Annotated in this window: 19 protein-coding genes; 11 read left to right on the top strand and 8 right to left on the bottom strand. The window is 51.9% G+C overall.

The window, feature by feature from the left end:
- Positions 1-2 precede the first annotated feature (2 nt).
- The 7 genes from NTD86_RS17360 to NTD86_RS17330 all read left to right on the top strand — a co-directional run bounded on the left by NTD86_RS17360 (position 3) and on the right by NTD86_RS17330 (position 7,852).
- Positions 3-1,130: an oligosaccharide repeat unit polymerase gene (locus NTD86_RS17360; protein ID WP_262203991.1), complete on the top strand. Its 1,128-nt coding sequence runs from the start codon at positions 3-5 to the stop codon at positions 1,128-1,130.
- Positions 1,127-2,197, top strand: a complete 1,071-nt coding sequence (locus tag NTD86_RS17355; protein WP_262203990.1) for a glycosyltransferase family 4 protein — start codon at positions 1,127-1,129, stop codon at positions 2,195-2,197. The genes NTD86_RS17360 and NTD86_RS17355 overlap by 4 nt, the downstream gene beginning before the upstream one ends.
- Positions 2,194-3,309: a glycosyltransferase family 4 protein gene (locus NTD86_RS17350; protein ID WP_262203989.1), complete on the top strand. Its 1,116-nt coding sequence runs from the start codon at positions 2,194-2,196 to the stop codon at positions 3,307-3,309. The genes NTD86_RS17355 and NTD86_RS17350 overlap by 4 nt, the downstream gene beginning before the upstream one ends.
- On the top strand, positions 3,306-4,265 hold the full coding sequence (locus NTD86_RS17345) for an NAD-dependent epimerase/dehydratase family protein (protein WP_262203988.1): 960 nt from the start codon (positions 3,306-3,308) through the stop codon (positions 4,263-4,265). Before NTD86_RS17350 ends, NTD86_RS17345 begins: the two co-directional genes overlap by 4 nt.
- Positions 4,266-4,310: 45 nt before the next feature.
- Positions 4,311-5,321, top strand: a complete 1,011-nt coding sequence (locus NTD86_RS17340; RefSeq protein WP_262203987.1) for an MraY family glycosyltransferase — start codon at positions 4,311-4,313, stop codon at positions 5,319-5,321.
- Between the two features lie 94 nt (positions 5,322-5,415).
- On the top strand, positions 5,416-7,410 hold the full coding sequence (locus tag NTD86_RS17335) for a nucleoside-diphosphate sugar epimerase/dehydratase (protein WP_262203985.1): 1,995 nt from the start codon (positions 5,416-5,418) through the stop codon (positions 7,408-7,410).
- 112 nt (positions 7,411-7,522) lie between these two features.
- The gene (locus NTD86_RS17330) at positions 7,523-7,852 is read left to right on the top strand and encodes a ComEA family DNA-binding protein (protein WP_262203983.1); all 330 of its coding nucleotides are present in this window, start codon (positions 7,523-7,525) and stop codon (positions 7,850-7,852) included.
- 60 nt (positions 7,853-7,912) lie between these two features.
- Here the strand turns inward: NTD86_RS17330 and NTD86_RS17325 are convergent, their stop codons facing one another.
- Entirely contained in the window at positions 7,913-8,470 is a 558-nt protein-coding gene (locus NTD86_RS17325) for a TetR/AcrR family transcriptional regulator (protein ID WP_262203982.1), read from the bottom strand.
- Positions 8,471-8,605: 135 nt separating this feature from the next.
- Positions 8,606-8,773, bottom strand: a complete 168-nt coding sequence (locus NTD86_RS17320) for a DUF2897 family protein (protein ID WP_262203980.1) — start codon at positions 8,771-8,773, stop codon at positions 8,606-8,608.
- Between the two features lie 231 nt (positions 8,774-9,004).
- Between NTD86_RS17320 and pyrF the strand changes: the two genes are divergently transcribed.
- The gene (gene pyrF / locus NTD86_RS17315) at positions 9,005-9,703 is read left to right on the top strand and encodes an orotidine-5'-phosphate decarboxylase (RefSeq protein ID WP_262204118.1); all 699 of its coding nucleotides are present in this window, start codon (positions 9,005-9,007) and stop codon (positions 9,701-9,703) included.
- 46 nt (positions 9,704-9,749) lie between these two features.
- On the opposite strand, the gene NTD86_RS17310 is transcribed toward pyrF, so the two are convergent.
- Positions 9,750-10,754, bottom strand: coding sequence for an NADP-dependent oxidoreductase (locus tag NTD86_RS17310; RefSeq protein ID WP_262203978.1), 1,005 nt, complete (start codon positions 10,752-10,754; stop codon positions 9,750-9,752).
- A gap of 193 nt (positions 10,755-10,947) precedes the next feature.
- Between NTD86_RS17310 and NTD86_RS17305 the strand changes: the two genes are divergently transcribed.
- A complete protein-coding gene (locus NTD86_RS17305) occupies positions 10,948-11,709 on the top strand; it encodes an SDR family oxidoreductase (RefSeq protein WP_262203976.1) in 762 nt (253 codons plus the stop codon).
- A gap of 65 nt (positions 11,710-11,774) precedes the next feature.
- On the opposite strand, the gene NTD86_RS17300 is transcribed toward NTD86_RS17305, so the two are convergent.
- Positions 11,775-12,965, bottom strand: a complete 1,191-nt coding sequence (locus NTD86_RS17300) for a benzoate/H(+) symporter BenE family transporter (protein ID WP_262203974.1) — start codon at positions 12,963-12,965, stop codon at positions 11,775-11,777.
- 256 nt (positions 12,966-13,221) lie between these two features.
- Between NTD86_RS17300 and NTD86_RS17295 the strand changes: the two genes are divergently transcribed.
- Entirely contained in the window at positions 13,222-13,974 is a 753-nt protein-coding gene (locus NTD86_RS17295) for a GntR family transcriptional regulator (RefSeq protein WP_262203973.1), read from the top strand.
- Between the two features lie 87 nt (positions 13,975-14,061).
- On the opposite strand, the gene guaD is transcribed toward NTD86_RS17295, so the two are convergent.
- Genes guaD through xdhA form a run of 4 tightly spaced genes read right to left on the bottom strand, consistent with a single transcriptional unit; the run spans position 14,062 to position 20,116 of the window.
- Complete coding sequence (guaD, locus tag NTD86_RS17290; protein WP_262203971.1) at positions 14,062-15,372, bottom strand: guanine deaminase; 1,311 nt, start codon at positions 15,370-15,372, stop codon at positions 14,062-14,064.
- 8 nt (positions 15,373-15,380) lie between these two features.
- Positions 15,381-16,235 carry a xanthine dehydrogenase accessory protein XdhC gene (xdhC, locus tag NTD86_RS17285; RefSeq protein WP_262203969.1) on the bottom strand — a complete coding sequence of 285 codons (855 nt, stop codon included), beginning with the start codon at positions 16,233-16,235 and terminating at the stop codon, positions 15,381-15,383.
- Positions 16,228-18,669 carry a xanthine dehydrogenase molybdopterin binding subunit gene (gene xdhB, locus NTD86_RS17280; RefSeq protein WP_262203968.1) on the bottom strand — a complete coding sequence of 814 codons (2,442 nt, stop codon included), beginning with the start codon at positions 18,667-18,669 and terminating at the stop codon, positions 16,228-16,230. The genes xdhC and xdhB overlap by 8 nt, the downstream gene beginning before the upstream one ends.
- Positions 18,662-20,116, bottom strand: coding sequence for a xanthine dehydrogenase small subunit (gene xdhA, locus NTD86_RS17275; RefSeq protein WP_262203966.1), 1,455 nt, complete (start codon positions 20,114-20,116; stop codon positions 18,662-18,664). Before xdhA ends, xdhB begins: the two co-directional genes overlap by 8 nt.
- A 219-nt stretch (positions 20,117-20,335) precedes the next feature.
- Between xdhA and NTD86_RS17270 the strand changes: the two genes are divergently transcribed.
- Positions 20,336-20,995, top strand: coding sequence for a GntR family transcriptional regulator (locus tag NTD86_RS17270; RefSeq protein WP_262203964.1), 660 nt, complete (start codon positions 20,336-20,338; stop codon positions 20,993-20,995).
- The last annotated feature ends 1 nt before the right edge of the window (position 20,996 follow it).

Raw genomic sequence — 20,996 nt, 5'->3', positions numbered from 1 at the left:
AAATGAATGACTCTAGATTTTATTTGACATCACCATTCAATATTCTTGTTTTTATTGTAGCAACTATGCTTGTAATGAATCTCATTGTTTTGGGTGAGCCTTGGGAGTGGGGGCATAATGTTTTTTTAAGTGGTATTTTAGCTTTTTTATTGTCCTATAGTGTTCTTATATTGATACTAGGGGGCGGTAAATGGGACCCGGCGCAAATGGAAGTAGGTTCTGCAGAAGCCCCTCGCGGAATTATTTTATTCTACTGGGTATTGGCGTTAATTGGGTTGATATTGTCGTGTTATAGAATTTATAAGTTCGGTATAAACGGTCCATTACAGGGGGGGGTGCTGTTTAATCTAAGGTATGTATATGTTTGGGGTAATGAATCTAATTATGGAGCTCAGCACTTCTCATTATTCGGCCTGTGTTTGGCATTGTACTACGCACAAAACAAAAGATTGCTGCTTTGTTCAGCAGCAGGAGGGATATACTTAGTTTCGGCTTTAAGTTTGGCGGAGCGTACCAGTGTCCTGTTCCTGTTTGTGAGCATCGCCTATACGTTATTTTATATTGGCTGGGTGCGGCTTAAGGGTTTGCTGGTTTTTTTTATCGGTTTGGTCTTGATATTCTGCATCATTGCTGTCGCCACTGGACGAGCGGGTGGTGATAAGGGTTTTGATTTTTTATATACCTATTTTGGATATGCTGTAACGGCATTTTCACATTGGTTAGGGGGGCAGGCAGGGAATGGTTGCGTTGACTTAGTAGTTGGTAAAGTCATTGAACTCATTAGCCTTGGAACATACAGCTGTACTCCATTTGATATTGGTTTTGCAGATGGTGATTTTAATGTGCTCACCTACGCGTCAAGTCCATACTTAGTAGGCGGTGTTGGCGTCGTTGTAACCTGCATGACTCTATTGGGATTTTGGTATGCCCTGCTAAGGCGCTGGGCTTGCAGCAATGGAGGTTATTTTTTAGCACTTTTGAGTTGTTACATATATGCTTTAGTTATGGTATTCTATGCTTGGCAGTTTACATTGACAACTTATTTTTACGTTGGCGTAATTTTGTGGCCGTTATTTTATGGTGGCAGGCTCACGTTATCAAAACGTTATTGCAATGAAGGTGAGTCATGAAAATTCTTTTGCTTTCTAAATACTCTCGAACGGGAGCTAGTTCGAGATTAAGGATGCTTCAGTATATTCCATTTCTAGAACGGGAAGGAAATACTGTAGATGTAGCTAACATGTTAGATGAGCAATATCTAATTAGACTTTATGATGGTAGTGGCTCCACGATTTGGCATTATATAAAGTATTATTTTTGCAGGTTGGCATGGCTGTTTAAAGCCCGAAAATATGATGTGATCTGGCTCGAAAAGGAGATATTTCCCTACTTTCCTGCTTGGGCAGAGAAAGTCTTAGTATTAATTGGGGTAAGAATTATTGTTGATTATGATGATGCGATTTTTCATAACTATGATATGTCCTCCAATCCCCTGATTAAAAAATTCTTAAATGATAAAATTGCGCGTGTGATGCGTTATTCAAGTTGCGTAGTTGCTGGAAATAGCTATTTGGCTACATATGCTTCTGATGCTGGTGCGGAAAAAGTAGTTGTGGTACCAACGGTGATTGACCTAGAACGCTATGACGTGAAAAAAAATGGTGAGGGTAATAAGCTAGTTATAGGCTGGATGGGATCTCCCTCGACGCAAAAATACATTATTGAAATAAAAGATGCTTTGATAGCTCAGTGTAAAGCCTACGGAGCAAAAATCATTTTGGTGGGTGCTGATACTAAACTAGTTAATGAATTTCAGGGCGTTGATATCGAAGTATTGCCCTGGAGTGAAGACGCAGAAGTAGAAATGATCCAGCAAATGGATATAGGTATTATGCCGCTCAAGGATGGCCCTTGGGAAAAAGGAAAGTGCGGATACAAGTTAATTCAATATATGGCGTGTGCTGTCCCAGTTATAGCATCTCCAATAGGTGTCAATGTTGATATTGTGAACGGCAGTAAATCTGGATTATTAGCTAAATCTCTTGAGGATTGGGAGCAGAGCTTAGGTCATTTGCTTTCATCTGCTGAAGTTCGAGAAAAATTAGGGCTTTCGGGTCGACGCTCAGTTGAGAATCACTACTCAGTACAAGTCCAAGCTTCATCGCTGATGCGAATTATGAGCGAGATTGCAAATTGAAAATACTATATGTAATCACACGTTCAGATGTGTTGGGTGGAGCAAGTGTTCACTTGCTAGATCTGGCGGCAGGGGCTCAAGCAAAGGGTCATGATGTAGTTATCGGTGTTGGCGCAGAAACTGAAACAGGTGTTTTGTTTGACCGCGCTGCATCGATGGGTATCAAGTGTAAGGGTTTAAAAAATCTTGTAAGAGAAATAAATGTTGTAAAAGATTTTCTTTGTTTTTTTGAGTTGCGAAATTTTTTTAAATTAACAAACCCGGATATCGTTCATGTTCATTCGTCAAAAGCTGGTGTTATTGGTAGGTTAGCAGCAAAAAGTCTTTCTATACCTGTAGTTTTTACAGCGCATGGATGGGCTTTTACAGAAGGTGTATCTGCCAAGAGGCAGTCTTTCTATCGATGGATAGAAACCCAGCTTTCGAAGATTTCTAATAAAATAATAACTGTTTCTGAATATGATCGACAGTTGGCAATTTCTCAGAAAGTAGCACGAGAGAAAACGCTAGTTAAAATACACAATGGTGTCCCTGAGGTCACTTCAAGAGCAGTTAGACGGTCTAGCGACGCCGTTGTAAATATAATCATGGTCGCTCGTTTTGAACGGCCTAAAAATCAGAGCGCTGTTTTACAAGCCTTAGCGGATATAGAGTTCCAAAACTGGCACTTGGAATTAGTAGGGGATGGCCCCGAATTAGCAAAATGTGTATTGCTTGCAGAGCATTTAAGTATTGCTAATAAGGTTACATTTTCAGGCGCGTGTTCTGATGTTGATCTACGTCTCGCTAATGCAGATATTTTTGTTTTGATTTCTGATTGGGAAGGTCTTCCGTTAACGATTTTGGAAGCCATGAGATCAGGTTTACCCGTCATAGCCTCAGATGTTGGTGGAGTATCGGAGTCTATAGATGACCACGCTACAGGCATTCTAGTTTCTCGTGATTACAAAATTGCTTTGCGGAATGCTTTCGTACAATTGGTACAGTCTCCAGGCGAGAGAGAGACGATGGGAGTGAAAGCACGTGAGAAATTTGAGCGAGAATTCACTTTTGATTTGATGTTGCGTAAAACTCTTGGTGTGTATCAGTTAGTGTTAGAAGAAAGATCATGAAAATACTAGTAACGGGTGCAACTGGTTTTATAGGCGTATCTCTGTGCAAAGCATTAATATCTCTTCCAGATGTTAGTATTGTCGGTTCAGGTCGAAGCTCAATGGATCTAGCGGCTACTAATTTTGTGTTTTCCAAAGTAGCCGCTATCCCTACTGCTGTTGAATGGCGCAACCTTCTTGAAGGTGTCGATGTTGTCATTCATTTAGCTGCCCGTGCACATATTTTATCCGAGCTCAGTAGTGATCCTTTGGCTGAGTTTAGGAAGGTTAATGTTGAAGGGACTTTAAGTTTAGCTGAACAAGCAATAAATGCTGGCGTGAAAAGATTTATTTTTTTAAGCTCTATTGGTGTTAACGGTAATTTTACTTCGGGACAAGCTTTTAGTGAGTCTAGCGCCCCTGCTCCGCATGCGATATATGCCATATCAAAGTGGGAGGCTGAGCAAGGGCTAGAAGAACTTTGTACTTACAAATCAATGGAATTAGTCATCATAAGACCTCCTTTGGTTTATGGTGCTAATGCACCGGGAAATTTTAAACGTTTGTTAAAATTGGTTTCGTCTGGCATACCATTGCCACTGGCGGGCATTAAAAACAAACGAACAATGGTTGCCCTAGAAAATCTGGTTGATTTTGTCAAAACTTGTGTCACTCATCCATTGGCTGCAAACGAGTTATTTTTAGTCTCAGATGAGCAGTCAGTCTCAACTCCGCAGATAATTAAGGCCTTGGCCTCAGGTATGAAATCTCGTGCTTCTCTATTTCCAGTACCTGACTTGTTATTGCACGGAGGTGCCAAGATGACGGGTAGGTTATCCGTTTATCAGCAATTATGTGGTTCCTTGGAAATAGACTCCAGTAAGTCACGGACCTTATTATCGTGGGTACCTCCTTTACAGGTTAAAGATGCTTTGAAAAATGCAGGTGGTGACTTCAAAAAAAACCAAACACCTTAATAGTCACTCCATAGTGCAATCTTTAATTTATTGGTGAGTTTTCATATGGCTCTGTGGTTTGCTTTACCGATAGTCTGCATTCTCTGCCTTTGCTTCACAGCTGGCCTTAGAAAATATGCTTTGGCAAGTAACCTGATGGATGTTCCGAATGCGCGGAGTTCGCACTCTATCCCTACTCCACGAGGAGGTGGAGTTGCTATTGTCTGCGTTTTTTTGTTGGCTACTCTTTACTTGGCCTCTATCGATGCAATCGACTGGCATTTGACCTGGATATTTATTGCCTCTGGTGGCGGAGTTGCAATACTAGGGTTCCTCGATGATCACGGGCACATTGCTGCTCGCTGGCGACTATTAGGGCACTTTTCTGCGGCTCTGTTTGCAGTATTTTTATTAGGGGGGTTGCCTAAATTAGTTGTCTTTGGATTTTCTTTAAATTTGATGTGGCTTGGTAGTTTACTGGCGGTCCTGTATCTAGTTTGGATGCTGAATCTTTACAATTTCATGGATGGTATTGATGGCCTGGCTAGTATAGAAGCTGTTTGTGTTTGTACTGGAGCTGCATTAGTCGCCTGGTTGTCAGGTTTTCATGAGTTGATCTGGGCACCCTTATTGTTGGCTGCTACTGTTGTGGGATTTTTGTACTGGAATTTTCCTCCAGCACGTATTTTTATGGGAGATGCCGGTAGTGGTTTTTTAGGGATAACCCTCGGGATTCTTTCTTTGCAGGCTTCTTGGGTCAACTCGAATTTTCTATACGTTTGGCTGATTCTTCTGGGCGTATTCATCATTGACGCGACCTTCACGCTGTTCAGACGATTGATGCGCGGCGATAAGGTTTATGAAGCGCATAGGAGCCATGCCTATCAGTTTGCTTCTCGTCATTTTCGTTCACATAAAGTGGTCACTTTAGCTGTTGCTGCTATAAATATCTGTTGGCTGCTGCCTTGGGCTTTTGCGGTTGGCGTTTTAGGGGTGGACGGTTTCACGGCTTTAATACTGGCCTATTTGCCCTTGATTTTAGTAGCCATTAAATTTAATGCAGGTGCTTTGGAATAATAAAATTATTTTTTTAAATATGCAGGATTGAACAGTGTCAAGCATGTGAAGCATTAATGTGCGATGCGATGTTAAATAAGAGGCCGAAGATACCATGGATATAATTCGATCATATTTGCTTAATATGTCTCGACGGCAAAAGAGGACTATTCAGGTAGTCACTGACATCGTGCTTGTTTGGATTGCTTTGTGGTCAGCTTTCGTTGTACGGCTGGGCATAGACGACATGATCAACCCAGTCAAAACCCATGTCTGGTTATTTGTCGCCGCTCCTTTAGTAGCCATTCCCCTGTTTATCCGTTTTGGTATGTACCGAGCGGTGATGCGCTATTTCGGAAACGATGCCCTCATCGCCATCATTAAAGCAGTCAGCTTGTCTTCGCTGATCCTTGCAGTAGTGGTGTACTGGTACAGCAATCACGATAACGTCGTTCCGCGTTCGATTATTTTCAACTATTGGTGGCTAAGCCTGATCATGTTGGGCGGCTTGCGCCTGGCCATGCGTCAGTATTTTTTGGGAGACTGGTTTTCAGCTGCCCAACACGTGCCTTTCACCAGTCGTGATGACGGTCTGCCGCGAGTCGCTATTTACGGTGCGGGGGCAGCGGGTAACCAGTTGGTTGCTGCATTGCGCATGGGCCGGCTGATGCGCCCAGTGGCTTTCATTGATGATGATGAAAGTATTGCTGATCGAGTTATTTCCGGCTTGCAGGTTTTCAAGCCGGAAAATATGCAGCAGATGATCGATCGAACGGGTGCTCAAGAACTGCTATTGGCCATTCCGTCATCTTCCCGTGCCCGTCGACGCGAAATATTGGGATTGCTGGAAGGCTTTCCACTGCACGTGCGCAGTGTTCCCGGTTTTATGGATTTGGCCAGTGGTCGGGTAAAAGTCGACGATATTCAGGAAGTGGATATTGCCGACCTGCTAGGGCGTGATGCTGTCCCGGCGCAGGCTGAGCTATTGGAGCATTGCATCAAGGGGCAGTGTGTTTTGGTAACGGGCGCGGGCGGCTCAATTGGCTCCGAGTTGTGCCGCCAGATCTTGGTACTTGGCCCCACAACCTTATTGCTGCTCGAGCACAGTGAGTTCAACCTCTACAACATCCTGTCTGAACTTGAGCAGCAGGTGAATCGCGAATCACTCTCGGTGAAAGTGTTACCGATTTTGGGCTCTGTGCGTAACTCCCAGAAGCTGCTCGACCTGATGAAAACCTGGCACGTAAATACGGTTTACCACGCGGCTGCGTACAAGCATGTGCCCATGGTTGAACACAACATTGCAGAGGGGGTGCTGAACAACGTTATTGGGACTCTCAACACTGCTCAGGCCGCTCTTCAGGCGGGAGTCGAGAACTTTGTGTTGATCTCCACTGACAAGGCGGTGCGTCCCACCAATGTGATGGGCAGCACCAAGCGGTTGGCCGAAATGACACTTCAGGCACTCAGCCGTGAGGTCGCTCCCGTCTTGCTGGGTGATAGGTCTAACGTGGTGCGGGTCAATAAAACTCGATTCACTATGGTTCGTTTTGGCAATGTATTGGGGTCCTCTGGTTCAGTGATTCCTTTGTTCCACAAGCAGATCAAGGCCGGTGGGCCCCTTACAGTTACTCATCCCAAGATTACTCGTTACTTCATGACCATTCCGGAAGCGGCCCAGTTGGTCATTCAAGCGGGTTCCATGGGGCAGGGCGGCGACGTGTTTGTTCTCGACATGGGTGAGCCAGTACGCATTGTCGAGCTGGCCGAGAAGATGATTCATCTCTCCGGTCTCAGTGTTCGCTCCGAGAAGAACCTGCATGGGGACATAGAGATTGAGTTCACGGGACTTCGCCCGGGAGAAAAACTTTACGAAGAATTGCTGATTGGCGACAACGTGGTCGCGACACAGCATCCGATGATCATGTGTGCCAACGAGGACATGTTGTCTTGGGAAGACCTCAAGCAGAGACTGGGGCAATTGCTCGAAGCTGTAGAGCGCGATGACTATCCACGTGTCCGGCAGTTGTTACGTGAAACCGTCAGCGGATATTCACCGGAGGGGGAAATTGTTGACTGGATTCATCTGCAACATCGCGCAGAGCCCTAGTCACTACACACCCTGCAACTGACACATTTTTGACACCCTCCAGCCATCGCCTAAGTTTGGAGTACAGCTCAGGAAAGCTGTTTCCACTTAACGATGTATTGGAGTGTCACTTATGCGTATTGCCTTTCTTCCTTCGATGTTTTTGGCTTTGATGGTCTGTATTTCCAGCGTGGCACATGCTGCTCCTCTGGCAGAAGCAGGCGCACCGGTCGTGGCTGCGGCGGCTTCACCCGATGTTCAAGTGATGACAATCAATCTCAATACGGCAGATGAGGCGACACTTCAGCGCGAACTGTCCGGTGTTGGTGCCGCCAAGGCTAAAGCAATCGTTGCTTACCGTGAGGCAAACGGTGCTTTTGCTTCGGCCGATGAGTTGCTGGAAGTCAAAGGCATAGGCAAAGCCATTTTCGACAAGAATCGGGATCGAGTTGCCGTTAACTAAGTAAAACGATGGAATGCAGAAGGCCAGTCAATGACTGGCCTTTTTTGTTTGCAGCCGCTTTTATTCGGCCGATTGCTTCAACGTATTGCGTGTTACATCGAGGATTTTTTCTCTTAGCGCATCACTCTCCGTGCTACGGGCAAGCACCAGTGCTCCTACCAGGCTTGCGAATATCATGATGCTCTGTTCTTCAGCATCTGCGCCCGGTAGCGTATTTTGAATTTGTCCGAGCCTTGCGTTGATAACACTGTCGGTCGTCGGGCTGGCATGCCCTTGCTGTGCCATTTCTGCAGACATGGTTGGCAATGGGCAGCCTTCATGGGGCGAGGTCACGTGCCATTGCGAGAGGTAGGTATCGATGAAGGCATGCAGCGGCTGCGGCTGGCTGAATATGTCGGCACACAGGCCATCGACTTCGCATGCTGCCTGTTGCAGGGCTTTTTCCACCAGTTCGTTTTTCGAGGCGAAGTGAGCGTAAAAACCGCCGTGGGTCAGGCCCAGAGATTTCATCAGGGGCTGCAGGCCAGTTGCTCCAATCCCGTCACGTCGGAACAGGCCGGCGGCTTCTTTGAGGATGCGCTGATACGTCAAGGCTTTGTGATTGTGTGAGTAGCGCATGCTCGACGTCTCTTGGTGCAATGAGCGTTTCATAGCCTTGAGTTTTCAGCCATTGCACAGACGCTTCATGCATGTATGTGAAAATTCTCGTCCTCAGGGCGCATCTTCAGATGCGCCCTGAGGACGATGACTGTTTTACAAATCCTTTGATTCTTTAGCGTCCATTTCGGCGTTGCGTTCTGCAATGCGTTTACGCTGCTCATCGGTCAGTTCAACTTTGTCAGCGGTGTCACGCAGGGTCATGAGGCCGCCTACAATGGCGCCGATGACTACGATGAGTATTATCCAACCATACCAGGGCATTGTTTTCTCCTTGAATAGCACGTCACTCAGCAAAAAATGTGCAGAGCGTGTTGCTGTCGATCCCGTTAAGTGTGTGAGTAATCAGTGATTTCATTGTAGGCCGGTTATTTATTCATGCGCGCATGTTCGCTTCAAGATGATTAAAGTCATGAAAATACGATCATCGGGTGCCGGTAGGCGATGGCTTCCGCTACAATGCGCGCCGATTTCGACCAGCTTGAGAACCCGCTAATGTCCGACTGCCAGACTCCTATCATCGTCGCCCTGGATTTCCCGACGCGTGACGCCGCATTGAAATTGGCTGATCAGTTGGACCCTAAACTGTGCCGCGTGAAAGTGGGCAAAGAGCTGTTCACCAGTTGTGCAGCTGAAATTGTCGGCACTTTGCGTGATAAAGGTTTCGAGGTGTTCCTGGATCTTAAATTCCACGATATTCCCAATACTACGGCGATGGCTGTCAAGGCCGCGGCTGAGATGGGTGTATGGATGGTTAACGTCCATTGCTCTGGTGGTTTACGCATGATGGCTGCGTGCCGTGAGGAGTTGGACAAGCGTACCGGGCCGCAACCGTTGTTGATCGGTGTCACGGTATTGACCAGCATGGAGCGTGAAGACCTCGCCGCGATCGGCCTGGACATCGAGCCACAAGAGCAAGTGTTGCGTTTGGCAGCACTGGCACAGAAGGCCGGTATGGATGGGCTGGTGTGTTCGGCTCTGGAAGCACAAGCGCTGAAGGCCGCGCACCCGTCGTTGCAGTTGGTGACGCCAGGGATTCGTCCTGCTGGCAGTGCTCAGGATGATCAGCGTCGCATTTTGACTCCGCGTCAGGCGTTGGATGCGGGTTCTGATTATCTGGTCATTGGCCGCCCAATCAGCCAAGCGGCTGATCCGGCTAAAGCTTTGGCTGCCGTTGTTGCCGAAATAGCTTAAGCGTTCCAGTGATGTCGCCGCAGCCCAGGCTGCGGCGACATGGGTTTTAAACTTTCAGCACCAATTTGCCGAAGTTCTCGCCGCTGAAAAGCTTGAGCAGGGTTTCGGGAAAAGTCTCCAGACCTTCAACAATGTCTTCCTTGCTTTTGAGTTGGCCTTTGGCCAGCCAAGCAGCCATTTCTTGTGCGGCCGCACCGTAACGGTCGGCATAGTCCATCACTACAAACCCTTCCATACGCGCACGATTGACCAGCAATGACAGATAGTTCGCTGGCCCTTTGACAGCTTCCTTGTTGTTGTACTGACTGATCGCACCGCAGATGATCACGCGAGCCTTGAAGCGCAAGCGACTGAGCACAGCGTCGAGAATATCGCCACCGACGTTGTCGAAATACACGTCGACGCCTTTAGGGCATTCACGTTTCAGGCCTGCGAGAACGTCCTCGTTCTTGTAGTCAATGACTCCGTCAAAGCCCAGTTCTTCGAGCAGGTACGCACATTTGTCTTTCCCGCCTGCGATACCGACCACACGACAGCCCTTCAACTTGGCAATTTGCCCGGCAATGCTGCCGACGGCGCCTGCAGCGCCAGAGATCACCACGGTATCTCCGGCTTTGGGTGCTCCCACGTCGATCAATGCGAAGTAGGCGGTCATACCGGTCATGCCCAGCGCTGACAAATACACTGGCAAGGGCACCAGTTTCGGATCAACTTTGTAGAAACCGCGGGGTTCTCCAACGAAATAATCCTGTACCCCCAGCGCGCCGTTGACGTAATCACCCACTGCAAAGTCTGGATGCTTTGAAGCAACGACTTTGCCAACGCCCAAAGCGCGCATCACATCGCCCAGAACGACAGGGGGAATGTAGGACTTGCCTTCATTCATCCAGCCGCGCATGGCGGGATCGAGGGACAAGTACTCGTTTTTCACCACGACTTGCCCGTCGGCGGGTTCAGCCACAGGCACTTGTTGGTAGGTGAATATGTCACGGGTTACTGCGCCGACGGGGCGTTTGGCGAGAAGGAATTGACGGTTAGTCTCGGCGGTCATCGTAGGCACTCATTATTAAGGCAAAAGATGTTGATAGACGTTCCGGGCCATGGGGGCAAGCGAACATGATCTTACGAATGCTTTTTCATCAATTGGGGTGATTTTGGTAGGCGGACTTATATCACTTCGATAAATAAGTTGTTTGGGTGTGCCTACACTGAAAACAGAACTTCCCCCTATGAGGATAAGAATAATGAGCATGACATTTTCCGGGCGAGTGGCTGTGGTGACCGGGGCCGGAGCAGGTATAGGGCGAGCCACGGCACTGGCATTTGCGGCCGAGGGCTTGAATGTCGTGGTGGCCGATCTGGATGCCGAGAGCGGGGAGAGCACTGTCGAGCAGGTCAAGGCTGCGGGTGGCAATGCTGTATTTGTACGTTGCAATGTCGCGATCGAGGCAGACGTCAGGCATTTGATGGAGCAGGCCCTCAGCATTTACGGTCGTCTGGATTATGCCTTCAACAATGCCGGCATCGAGATTGAGCAAGGACGCTTGGCGGACGGCACCGAGGACGAATTCGACGCAATCATGGGCGTTAACGTCAAAGGTGTGTGGTTGTGCATGAAATATCAGCTGCCTCTGCTGCTTAGCCAGGGCGGCGGGGCGATCGTCAATACCGCATCAGTGGCTGGCCTCGGCGCAGCGCCGAAAATGAGTATTTACTCGGCCTCGAAACACGCAGTGATTGGCCTGACAAAGTCGGCGGCCATTGAATATGCGAAGAAAAAAATCCGCGTCAATGCGGTGTGTCCAGGAGTGATTGACACCGACATGTTCCGTCGCGCGTACGAAGCAGATCCGAGAAAGGCGGAGTTTGCCGCGGCGATGCACCCGGTAGGACGAGTGGGGACCGTAGAAGAGATCGCGAGTGCGGTGCTGTACCTGTGCTCGGACGGTGCCGCGTTCACCACGGGCCATGCCTTGGCGATTGATGGCGGGGCTTTAGCGATTTAATGACACTGCTGAAGGCTGTGATCTTTTGGTGTTGATAAAGATCACAGCCCACGTTGAGTCATTACTCAGCGAGTTTTCCAGTTCGAAATCATCAGCGTCAACACGCCTGCCACGATGCCCCAGAATGCCGAGCCGACGGAGAACAGGCTCATCCCTGATGCGGTGACCATAAACGTCACCAGCGCGGCCTCGCGCTCTTTCGACTCGTTCATGGCGATGGTCAAGCCGTTGATGATCGAACCAAACAGTGCCAGGGCTGCAATCGACAGCACCAGTTCTTTGGGGAATGCGGCAAACAAGGCGGCCAATGTCGCGCCAAAAATGCCCGCAATGCCATAGAAAATGCCGCACCACATCGCTGCCGTGTAACGTTTTTTTGGATCTTCGTGGGCATGGGGGCCAGTGCAGATGGCGGCGCTGATAGCCGCCAGGTTAATCCCATGTGAGCCAAAAGGGGCGAGCAGCAGCGAGGCCACGCCCGTGGTAGTAATGAGCGGCGAGGCGGGCACGGTGTAGCCATCGGCCCTTAATACAGCCATGCCGGGCATGTTTTGCGAGGTCATGGCAACCACGAACAGCGGTATGCCGATGCTGATGGTGGCCGCCAGCGAAAATGAAGGCGAAGTCCACACCGGGACGGCCACTTCCAGTGCAAAACCGTTGAAGTCCAGTAACCCCAGCAAGCTCGAGATCAAGATACCGATCACCAGCGCCGCCAAAACTGCATAACGCGGCAACAGGCGTTTGACAATCAGATAGGTGAAAAACATACCGATCACCAGGCCGGTCTGGTGCTGCGCGGCGACAAAGATTTCGCTGCCGATCTTGAACAGGATACCTGCCAGCAATGCCGCTGCCAGCGATCCTGGAATCCGCTTGACCAGGCGTTCAAAACTGCCGGTCACGCCACAGATGATCACCAATACGGCACAGGTGATGTAGGCACCGATGGCCTCGTGGTAACTGACGCCGCCCAAACTGGTAATCAGCAACGCTGCCCCCGGCGTCGACCAAGCGATGGTAATCGGTGTGCGATAGCGCAGGGACAGGCCTATGCTGCAGATAGCCATGCCAATTGACAGTGCCCAAATCCATGAAGAGATTTGTCCGCTGGTCAAGCCTGCTGCCTGACCCGCTTGAAACATCAATACCAATGAGCTGGTATAGCCGGTCATCATGGCGATGAAACCCGCGACCACCGCAGAAGGCGAGGTGTCTGCCAGCGGGTGCAAGCGCGGCTGAGTGGCGTCGGTCATAAAACGCAATTCCTTGTACTGGGCAGAGTGCTCTGCAAAAACTGTTCTTTAATAAGCCTTGAACAGTGCGTAAGCCTAAACGCAAAAGTAACATTTCATTGCAATACAGCCGGGGGATCAAACGACCGTACAGTGTGTATGCACTCGGGCTTGTGTACAATACGGCCAGTTTTTTCGCATTAATCCATTGTCAGCAACGCCCGTTAACGTATTAACGTAACGCCCAATTCGCAGCCGCTTTCCCATTCGAGTGCCCATGAACGAACAGTTGCAGCCTCTCAAGAAACCCTCCCGCGCAGGCAAGGCCAGCCGCAGTGGAACCCAGGACGATATTGTCTACGCGCATATCTTCGAGGCGATTCTCGAACAGCGACTGGCGCCGGGCACTAAGTTGAGCGAAGAAGCGCTGGGTGAAATCTTTGGTGTGAGCCGGACCATCATTCGTCGCGCACTCTCGCGCCTGGCCCATGAAGGGGTTGTATTGCTGCGCCCTAATCGTGGCGCCGTGGTTGCCAGCCCGAGCGTTGAAGAGGCACGCCAGGTATTTCTAGCGCGGCGGCTGGTGGAAAAGGCCATTACCGAACTGGCAGTCGTGCATGCCACGGCGGATGATCTGGCTGTGTTGCGCAAAATGGTTCAGGACGAGCGCGACAGCTTTTCGCGCGGTGATCGCGGCGCGGGCATTCGCTTGTCGGGAGAGTTTCACCTCAAGCTGGCAGAAGCGGCCAAGAACGCGCCCCTTATCAGCTTCCAGCGTAGTCTGGTGTCACAAACGTCGTTGATCATTGCCCAGTACGAAAGCGGCAATCGCTCACATTGCTCCTACGACGAACACATGCAACTGATCGATGCCATTGAAGCCCGCGATGGCGCGATGGCCGTTGACTTGATGATGCATCACATGGACCACATCGACAGCAAGCTCAACCTCGATGAAGAAGGCGCTTCTGACGATCTGCACGCAGTGTTCTCACACCTATTGCAGACCAAGGCCAAAAGCCATCGTTAACCCGTAGGAGCTGCCGCAGGCTGCGATCTTTTCAAGATCAAAAGATCGCGAGGCAATCGAGCGTCGACCGGCTGCTCCTACACAGTTTTACCCACGCTCTAAACGCTGATGCACCAGGTTCCCTGCTGCATACGTCTGCTCAACCGTGCGGTCATCCCCCAGCGTCATCAACACGAACAACGTTTCAGCAATGTCTTTTGATTGCTGCAAGCGATAGCTCATCAATGGTGTGGCGTTGTAGTCGAGCACGACAAAATCTGCGTCGGTCCCCGGTTTCAGCGTGCCGATCTTGTCTTCCAGACGCAGCGCCCGTGCCCCGCCCAGCGTAGCCAGATACAGCGATTTGAACGGGTTGAGGCGCGCGCCCTGCAATTGCATGACTTTGTAGGCTTCGTTCAAGGTGTTGAGCAGCGAGAAGCTTGTCCCTGCGCCTACGTCGGTGCCCAATCCAACATTGAGTTTGTGCTTTTCCGCCATCGGCAGATTGAACAGGCCGCTGCCCAGGAACAGGTTGGACGTCGGGCAGAAAGCCACGGCCGAGCCTGTTTCAGCCAGGCGAGCGCATTCTTCATCACACAAATGTACGCCATGGGCAAATACCGAGCGCTCACCCAGCAGTTGGTAATGGTCGTACACATCCAAATAGCCTTTACGCTCCGGGAACAGCGACTTGACCCACTCGATTTCCTGAAGGTTCTCGCTGATGTGGGTATGCAGATACACATCCGGGTATTCGCTTAATAGCTTGCCCGCCAAGGTTAATTGCTCTGGCGTACTGGTCGGCGCGAAACGTGGCGTCACGGCGTAGTGCAGGCGGCCCTGCCCGTGCCAGCGTTCAATCAGCGCCTTGCTGTCGTTGTAGCCAGATTCCGCGGTATCTGTCAGATAGTCCGGTGCATTGCGGTCCATCATGACTTTGCCGGCGATCAGGCGCAGGTCCAGACGTTGCGCGGCTTCGAACAATGCCTCTACAGATTGTGGGTGCACACTGCCGAAAACCAGGGCAGTCGTGGTTCCGTTACGCAGCAGTTCCTTAAGAAAAATATCGGCCACTTTTTCGGCATGAGCCTGGTCGGCGAATTGGTTTTCGCACGGGAACGTGTAGGTATTCAACCAATCGAGTAGCTGCTCGCCGTAAGCACCAATCATCCCGGTTTGCGGGAAGTGGATATGGGTGTCGATAAATCCCGGGGTGATCAGTGCATCGCTGTAAAAGGTGATGTCGGTGTCGGTTGCCAGCGTTGTGAGCAGATCGGCGGCGTTGCCCAGTGCTGTGATTTTGCCGTCTTCGACCACCAGCAAGCCATCTTCAAAATATTCGTAGGAGGCCTCGACCCCGACTTCGGCGGGGTCGGCGATGCTGTGCAAAATGGCGGCGCGATAGGCTTTACAGGTCATAACAACTCTCAGTGCGTGGCATGGCTGCGTCGTGGAGACGCCAGCAATTGTTTGGTGGGGTCAGCGATCGGTTCGGCGCAGGCGCTTTGCTGGCCGAAGTGGGCGTTATAAGTGGCGATGATTTCGCCAGCGATAGAGATCGCGATTTCAATCGGTAGCTTGCCTTTCACTTCATTTAAGCCGATCGGGCAGCGCATGCGCTGCAGCTGATCGGCGCTGAAGCCTCGCTCGTGCAGGCGATGTTCAAACTTCAGGCGTTTGGTTTTTGAGCCAATCAAGCCGAAGTAGCTGAAGTCGTTGCGTTTGAGCAAGGCCGCGCTAAGTTCCAGGTCCAGGGCGTGATTATGCGTCATGACGATGCAGTAGCAACCCACAGGCAGCGTATTGATTTCATCGGCAGGGTCTTCGCAGATGATTTTCTGCACCCCGTGTGGGATCTGCGTGGGGAACTCTTGCTCGCGTGAGTCGATCCAGCGCACACGACACGGCAAGCTGGCCAACAGAGGCACCAAGGCGCGGGCGACATGCCCGGCGCCGAATACGGCGATTTGCGCCTGAAACTGGCCCATTGGCTCAAACAACAAGACGGCAACGCCGCCACAGCATTGACCAAGGCTGGCACCGAGGCTGAAGCGCTGCACATGCGGACCCAACGAGCGGGCCGCGAGCATGTCGCGGGCAATGTGCATCGCCTCGAGCTCCAAATGCCCGCCACCGATGGTGTCGAAAATCTGGCTGGCACTGATGAGCATTTTCGAGCCCGCATTGCGCGGGGTAGAGCCTTGCTCCTGGATAATCGTCACCAATACGCTCGGTTCGCCTTGTTGCTGTAAGTCAGCCAGTGCGCAGATCCAGTCATTCATGGCTTGTTCCTCGCGCCTTTGTAATCGCGGCCTTGAGTTCTTCAAGGTTGCTACGCAACCCATCGCAGCTTTCGGCGGCTATAGCGTTACGCATCTGCTCACAGCCCCACAATACGCGCTCCGGTGTGGCGGGCGTGTCGATATCAGGTTGTACACGATAATCGGCCAGGCTTGCGACCGCGTCCTTGATGGCGCACCACGCCGCGATGCCGAGCATGAACGGCGGCTCGCCCACGGCTTTGGAATGAAACACCGTGTCTTCCGGGTTTTTGCGGTTTTCGACCAATTTAACTCGCAGGTCCAGGGGCATATCGCCCACTGCGGGAATCTTGTAACTGGCCGGGCCGCTGGTCAGCAGTTTGCCTTTGGCATCCCATACCAATTCTTCGCTGGTCAGCCAGCCCACGCCTTGAACGTAGCCGCCTTCAACTTGCCCTGTGTCGATCGCCGGGTTCAGCGAGTCGCCCACGTCATGCAGGATGTCGGTGCGCAACATTTTGTATTCGCCCGTCAGGGTGTCGACGATCACCTCTGCGCACGCCACGCCAAAGGCGTAATAGTAAAAGGGCCGCCCACGTGCCTGATTACGGTCGTAAAAGATCTTTGGGGTCTTGTAATAGCCGGTACTGGACAATGAAACTTGCCCGACGTACGCCTGCTGTATCAGGGCTTCAAAGCTCAGGATTTTTTTGCCGATGCGCACCAGACCGTTACGGAACTCCACCTCTCGGGCGTTCACCTGATATTTGCCTGCGGCAAACTCGATCAGTCGTTGTTTGATGGTCGTGGCGGCATTGAGCGCCGCCTTGCCATTCAGGTCGGCCCCGCTAGAGGCGGCGGTGGGTGAGGTGTTGGGGACTTTTTCGGTGTTGGTGGCCGTGATATGTATGCGATTGACCTCCACCTGAAACACCTCGGCCACCACTTGCGCCACCTTGATATTCAGGCCTTGGCCCATTTCGGTGCCGCCGTGGTTCAAGTGAATGCTGCCATCGGTGTAGATGTGGATCAGTGCTCCGGCCTGGTTCAGAAAGCTGGCGGTGAACGAAATGCCGAATTTGACCGGCGTGAGCGCCAGCCCCTTTTTCAGAATCGGGCTGCTGTCGTTGAAGCGCTTGATCGCTGCACGACGCTCCGCGTATTGGCTGCTGGCTTCGAGTTCTGCAGTCATTTCATGGAGTAAATTGTGCTCCACGGTCTGGTAATAGTGAGTCACGTTACGCTCGGTCTTGCCGTAGTAATTGACCTTGCGTACGGCCAGCGGGTCCAAGTGCAAATGACGAGCGATCCGATCCATGATTTCTTCAATGGCCACCATGCCTTGCGGGCCGCCAAAACCTCGATACGCCGTATTGGACACGGTGTTGGTCTTGCAGCGGTGGCCATGGATTGTGGCATCGCCCAGGTAGTAGGCGTTGTCAGCGTGAAACATGGCCCGATCGACAATGGAGCCAGACAGGTCGGGTGAGTAACCGCAGTTGGCCGCCAGATCGAGTTGAATGCCTTGCAGCCGACCGTCGTCGTCAAAGCCGACGTCATATTCGATGTAAAACGGGTGGCGCTTGCCGGTCATCTGCATGTCTTCGACCCGCGGCAGGCGCATCTTGGTCGGTTGCCCGGTCAGGTGCGCGACCACCGCGCACAAGCACGCGGGGCTGGCAGCTTGCGTTTCCTTGCCGCCAAAACCACCGCCCATGCGACGCATGTCGACCACCACCTTGTTCATCGTGATGCCGAGCACCTCGGACACCAGCTTCTGGATTTCGGTCGGGTGTTGGGTTGAGCTGTAAACGATCATGCCGCCGTCTTCAGTGGGCATGACCGACGCGATCTGGGTTTCAAGGTAAAAGTGTTCTTGCCCGCCGATGCGCAGGTGGCCTTGCAGCCGATGGGGCGCCCGGGCCTGCGCAGTAGAGGAGTCACCGCGCTGGTGAGTGTGGCTGTCGAGTACGAAGTGTTGCTTACGCAGCGCCTCAACTACATCCAGTACCGGCTCAAGGTCCTGATATTCGATTATCGCGGCCATTGCTGCATTGCGTGCGGTCTCCAGATCACAGGCGGCCACTGCGAGCACCGGTTGCCCGACAAACTCCACGGTATCGATGGCCAGTAGCGGATCGCCAGGCAGCAATGGGCCAATGTCCTTGAGGCCGGGAATATCTTCGTGGGTAATGATCAGGCTTACGCCCGCAAAGGCACGGCAGGGTGTGGTATCGATGCGCAGGATTCGCGCGTGGGCGCGATCTGACAGGCGTGCATACAGGTGCAACTGGTTGGGGAATTCCAGTCGGTCATCGATGTACTGGGCTTCGCCCGACACATGTTTGTCTGCGCTGTCATGTTTGACGCTGCGCCCGGCCCCGGTTTGCAGGTCGCTGGCAAACTGGGCGCTCAGTTCGGCCAGGGACCGCTCGACTTTGAGAGGATCAGACATAAGCCGTCACCCTCGTTTGCAATGCCGGGTTTTGCTGCTCGATGAAGTATTTACGCAGCAGGTTTTGCGCACACAGCAAACGGTACTCCTTGCTTGCGCGAAAGTCTGAGAGCGGGTTGAAATCTTGCGTCAGGGCACGACAGGCCTGTTCTACGGTTGCGCTGGTCCAGGGCGCGTTGGATAAGATCGCTTCACAGGCTCTGGCGCGTTTGGGCGTAGCCGCCATGCCTCCGAAGGCTACCCGGGCTTGGAGCACCGTGCCGTCTTCGATGCACATATTGAACGCGGCGCACACGGCACTGATGTCATCCTCCAGGCGCTTGGAGATTTTATAGGCGCGAAACAGATGATTGGCCTTGGGGCGCGGGATGACAATTTTTTCAATGAATTCGCCTTCAGCGCGGGCGGTCAGCCGATAGTCAAGAAAGTAGTCTTCAAGGGCTAGCATTCGACGTGTTACCCCTTGGCGCAGCACCAACTGTGCGCCGAGGGCAATCAGCAGCGGCGGTGAATCACCAATCGGCGAGGCGTTGCCAATGTTGCCGCCCAAGGTGCCCTGGTTGCGAATCTGCAATGAGGCAAAACGTTGCAACAGTTCACCAAAGTCCGGGTAATCGGCGTTGAGCGTCTGATACACCTCTGTCAAGGTCACCGCCGCGCCAATTTCGAGGCGATCGTTGAAGCGTTCAATTCGTTTGAGTTCCGCAACATGGCCGAGATGAATCATTACCGGCAAGGTGCGATGCAACTGCGTGACTTCCAGCGCCAGATCCGTCCCGCCTGCCATCAGGCGCGCCTGCGGATGCGCGGCATACAGGTGGGCCAGATCATTGATGTTTAGAGGCATCAGGCAGCGGTTTTCGCCGTTGTTGAGTTCGGCGGTTCGCGCTGGCGTGATGGCCTTGAGCTTGGCGATGGTCGCGGCGCGTTGGGTATCAAATTGATCCTTGGGCGCTGAGTGGCAGGCTTGGGCGGCGGCCGCCAGAATCGGCCGGTAGCCGGTGCAGCGGCAGAGATTACCGGCCAGCGCTTCCTGGGCTTGATGGCGATTGCCGTCTATGCTGTTTTTTTGCAGTGCAAACAGCGACATCACAAAGCCTGGGGTGCAAAAGCCGCATTGCGAGCCGTGGCAGTCGACCATGGCCTGCTGCACGCTGTGGAGTTGGCCTTGGTGTTTGAGGTCCTCGACGCTGATCAGTTGTTTGCCATGCAGGGCGCAGATGAATGTCAGACAGGCATTGAGGCTGCTGTAGTGCAGGGTTTCAGTGCCTTGGGCATCGGTGATCAGTTCGCCCACAACCACTGTGCAGGCGCCGCAGTCACCGCTGGCGCAGCCTTCCTTGGTGCCGGTTTTATGCAAGTGTTGGCGCAGATAGTTGAGCACCGTGAGATTCGGGTCCAGTGTGTGCTCAGTACGGAGTGTCTGATTGACTAGAAACTGGATCACGGTAAGCCTCGCACTGCTTTTTATCGGGCGGGATGACTTGAATTTAGTCATTGCTGACTTTTCGGTCAAGAAATGTGGCGTGGTCCTACGCCTGATTGATCGCTTCCCGGTTTATTTGCTGTTTACATCCCAATTTCGGCGCCCTGGGCACTCTGCTTGCACCACGCAATTGCGTTACACTTCGCCGCCTGCACTGATCAAAGATTTTGAAGGTAAAACATGACGTTCAAGGCGCCGGACAGCCTCGCCGAGCAAATTGCTCACCACCTCGCCGAGCGGATTATTCGTGGCGAGCTCAAGCCTGGAGAACGCATTCAAGAACAGAAGGTGACGCTGGCGCTCAATGTCAGCCGCGGCTCTGTACGCGAGGCGTTGTTGATCCTTGAGCGTCGACACTTGATCGCGATTCTTCCCAGACGTGGCGCCCATGTCACCGAGCTCACCGCACACAAGGTGCAGAGCCTGTGCACCCTGATGAGTGAAATGTATATTCTGCTTGGCAATGCCGTGGCTCAGCGCTGGACAACTCCGGCTGACCTCGGGCCTTTCCTGCAGATACAACAGCGTTTGACCGACAGCTACGAACGTCAGGACATCAGCGCCTTCGTTGACGACAGTTTCAACGTGATGCGTGCGGCTTACCCCTTTGCCGATAACCCGTATTTGCAAGAAACCGTCGAAAACCTGCACCCGGCCATGAGCCGCGCCTATTACTTGGCACTGGAGCAGCGCAAGGCGGAAATGAGCGAATTCCTGGCGCTGTTTGCCGAATTGCTCGAGGCGGTACTGGCGCGTGATTATCCGCTCATTCGTGTCGTCCTGAGCCGTTATGCTCAGCGCAGTTGTGACTTGGTGTTGTCAGCCTTGACGGTTGCCTAAG

The organism is Pseudomonas sp. 7P_10.2_Bac1 (assembly GCF_025465935.1).
Taxonomy (GTDB): domain Bacteria; phylum Pseudomonadota; class Gammaproteobacteria; order Pseudomonadales; family Pseudomonadaceae; genus Aquipseudomonas.
This window is presented reverse-complemented; position numbering and strand designations above follow the sequence as displayed.

What these genes read in the sequence shown, in the direction of transcription:
- pyrF (WP_262204118.1), top strand. Translation starts at nt 9,005, where the DNA reads ATGTCCGACTGCCAGACTCCTATCATCGTCGCCCTGGATTTCCCGACG.
- NTD86_RS17345 (WP_262203988.1), top strand. Translation starts at nt 3,306, where the DNA reads ATGAAAATACTAGTAACGGGTGCAACTGGTTTTATAGGCGTATCTCTG.
- NTD86_RS17355 (WP_262203990.1), top strand. Translation starts at nt 1,127, where the DNA reads ATGAAAATTCTTTTGCTTTCTAAATACTCTCGAACGGGAGCTAGTTCG.
- NTD86_RS17320 (WP_262203980.1), bottom strand. Translation starts at nt 8,773, where the DNA reads ATGCCCTGGTATGGTTGGATAATACTCATCGTAGTCATCGGCGCCATT.
- NTD86_RS17300 (WP_262203974.1), bottom strand. Translation starts at nt 12,965, where the DNA reads ATGACCGACGCCACTCAGCCGCGCTTGCACCCGCTGGCAGACACCTCG.
- NTD86_RS17360 (WP_262203991.1), top strand. Translation starts at nt 3, where the DNA reads ATGAATGACTCTAGATTTTATTTGACATCACCATTCAATATTCTTGTT.
- guaD (WP_262203971.1), bottom strand. Translation starts at nt 15,372, where the DNA reads ATGACCTGTAAAGCCTATCGCGCCGCCATTTTGCACAGCATCGCCGAC.
- NTD86_RS17305 (WP_262203976.1), top strand. Translation starts at nt 10,948, where the DNA reads ATGAGCATGACATTTTCCGGGCGAGTGGCTGTGGTGACCGGGGCCGGA.
- NTD86_RS17335 (WP_262203985.1), top strand. Translation starts at nt 5,416, where the DNA reads ATGGATATAATTCGATCATATTTGCTTAATATGTCTCGACGGCAAAAG.
- xdhB (WP_262203968.1), bottom strand. Translation starts at nt 18,669, where the DNA reads ATGTCTGATCCTCTCAAAGTCGAGCGGTCCCTGGCCGAACTGAGCGCC.
- NTD86_RS17325 (WP_262203982.1), bottom strand. Translation starts at nt 8,470, where the DNA reads ATGCGCTACTCACACAATCACAAAGCCTTGACGTATCAGCGCATCCTC.
- NTD86_RS17295 (WP_262203973.1), top strand. Translation starts at nt 13,222, where the DNA reads ATGAACGAACAGTTGCAGCCTCTCAAGAAACCCTCCCGCGCAGGCAAG.
- NTD86_RS17270 (WP_262203964.1), top strand. Translation starts at nt 20,336, where the DNA reads ATGACGTTCAAGGCGCCGGACAGCCTCGCCGAGCAAATTGCTCACCAC.
- NTD86_RS17330 (WP_262203983.1), top strand. Translation starts at nt 7,523, where the DNA reads ATGCGTATTGCCTTTCTTCCTTCGATGTTTTTGGCTTTGATGGTCTGT.
- NTD86_RS17310 (WP_262203978.1), bottom strand. Translation starts at nt 10,754, where the DNA reads ATGACCGCCGAGACTAACCGTCAATTCCTTCTCGCCAAACGCCCCGTC.
- xdhC (WP_262203969.1), bottom strand. Translation starts at nt 16,235, where the DNA reads ATGAATGACTGGATCTGCGCACTGGCTGACTTACAGCAACAAGGCGAA.
- NTD86_RS17340 (WP_262203987.1), top strand. Translation starts at nt 4,311, where the DNA reads ATGGCTCTGTGGTTTGCTTTACCGATAGTCTGCATTCTCTGCCTTTGC.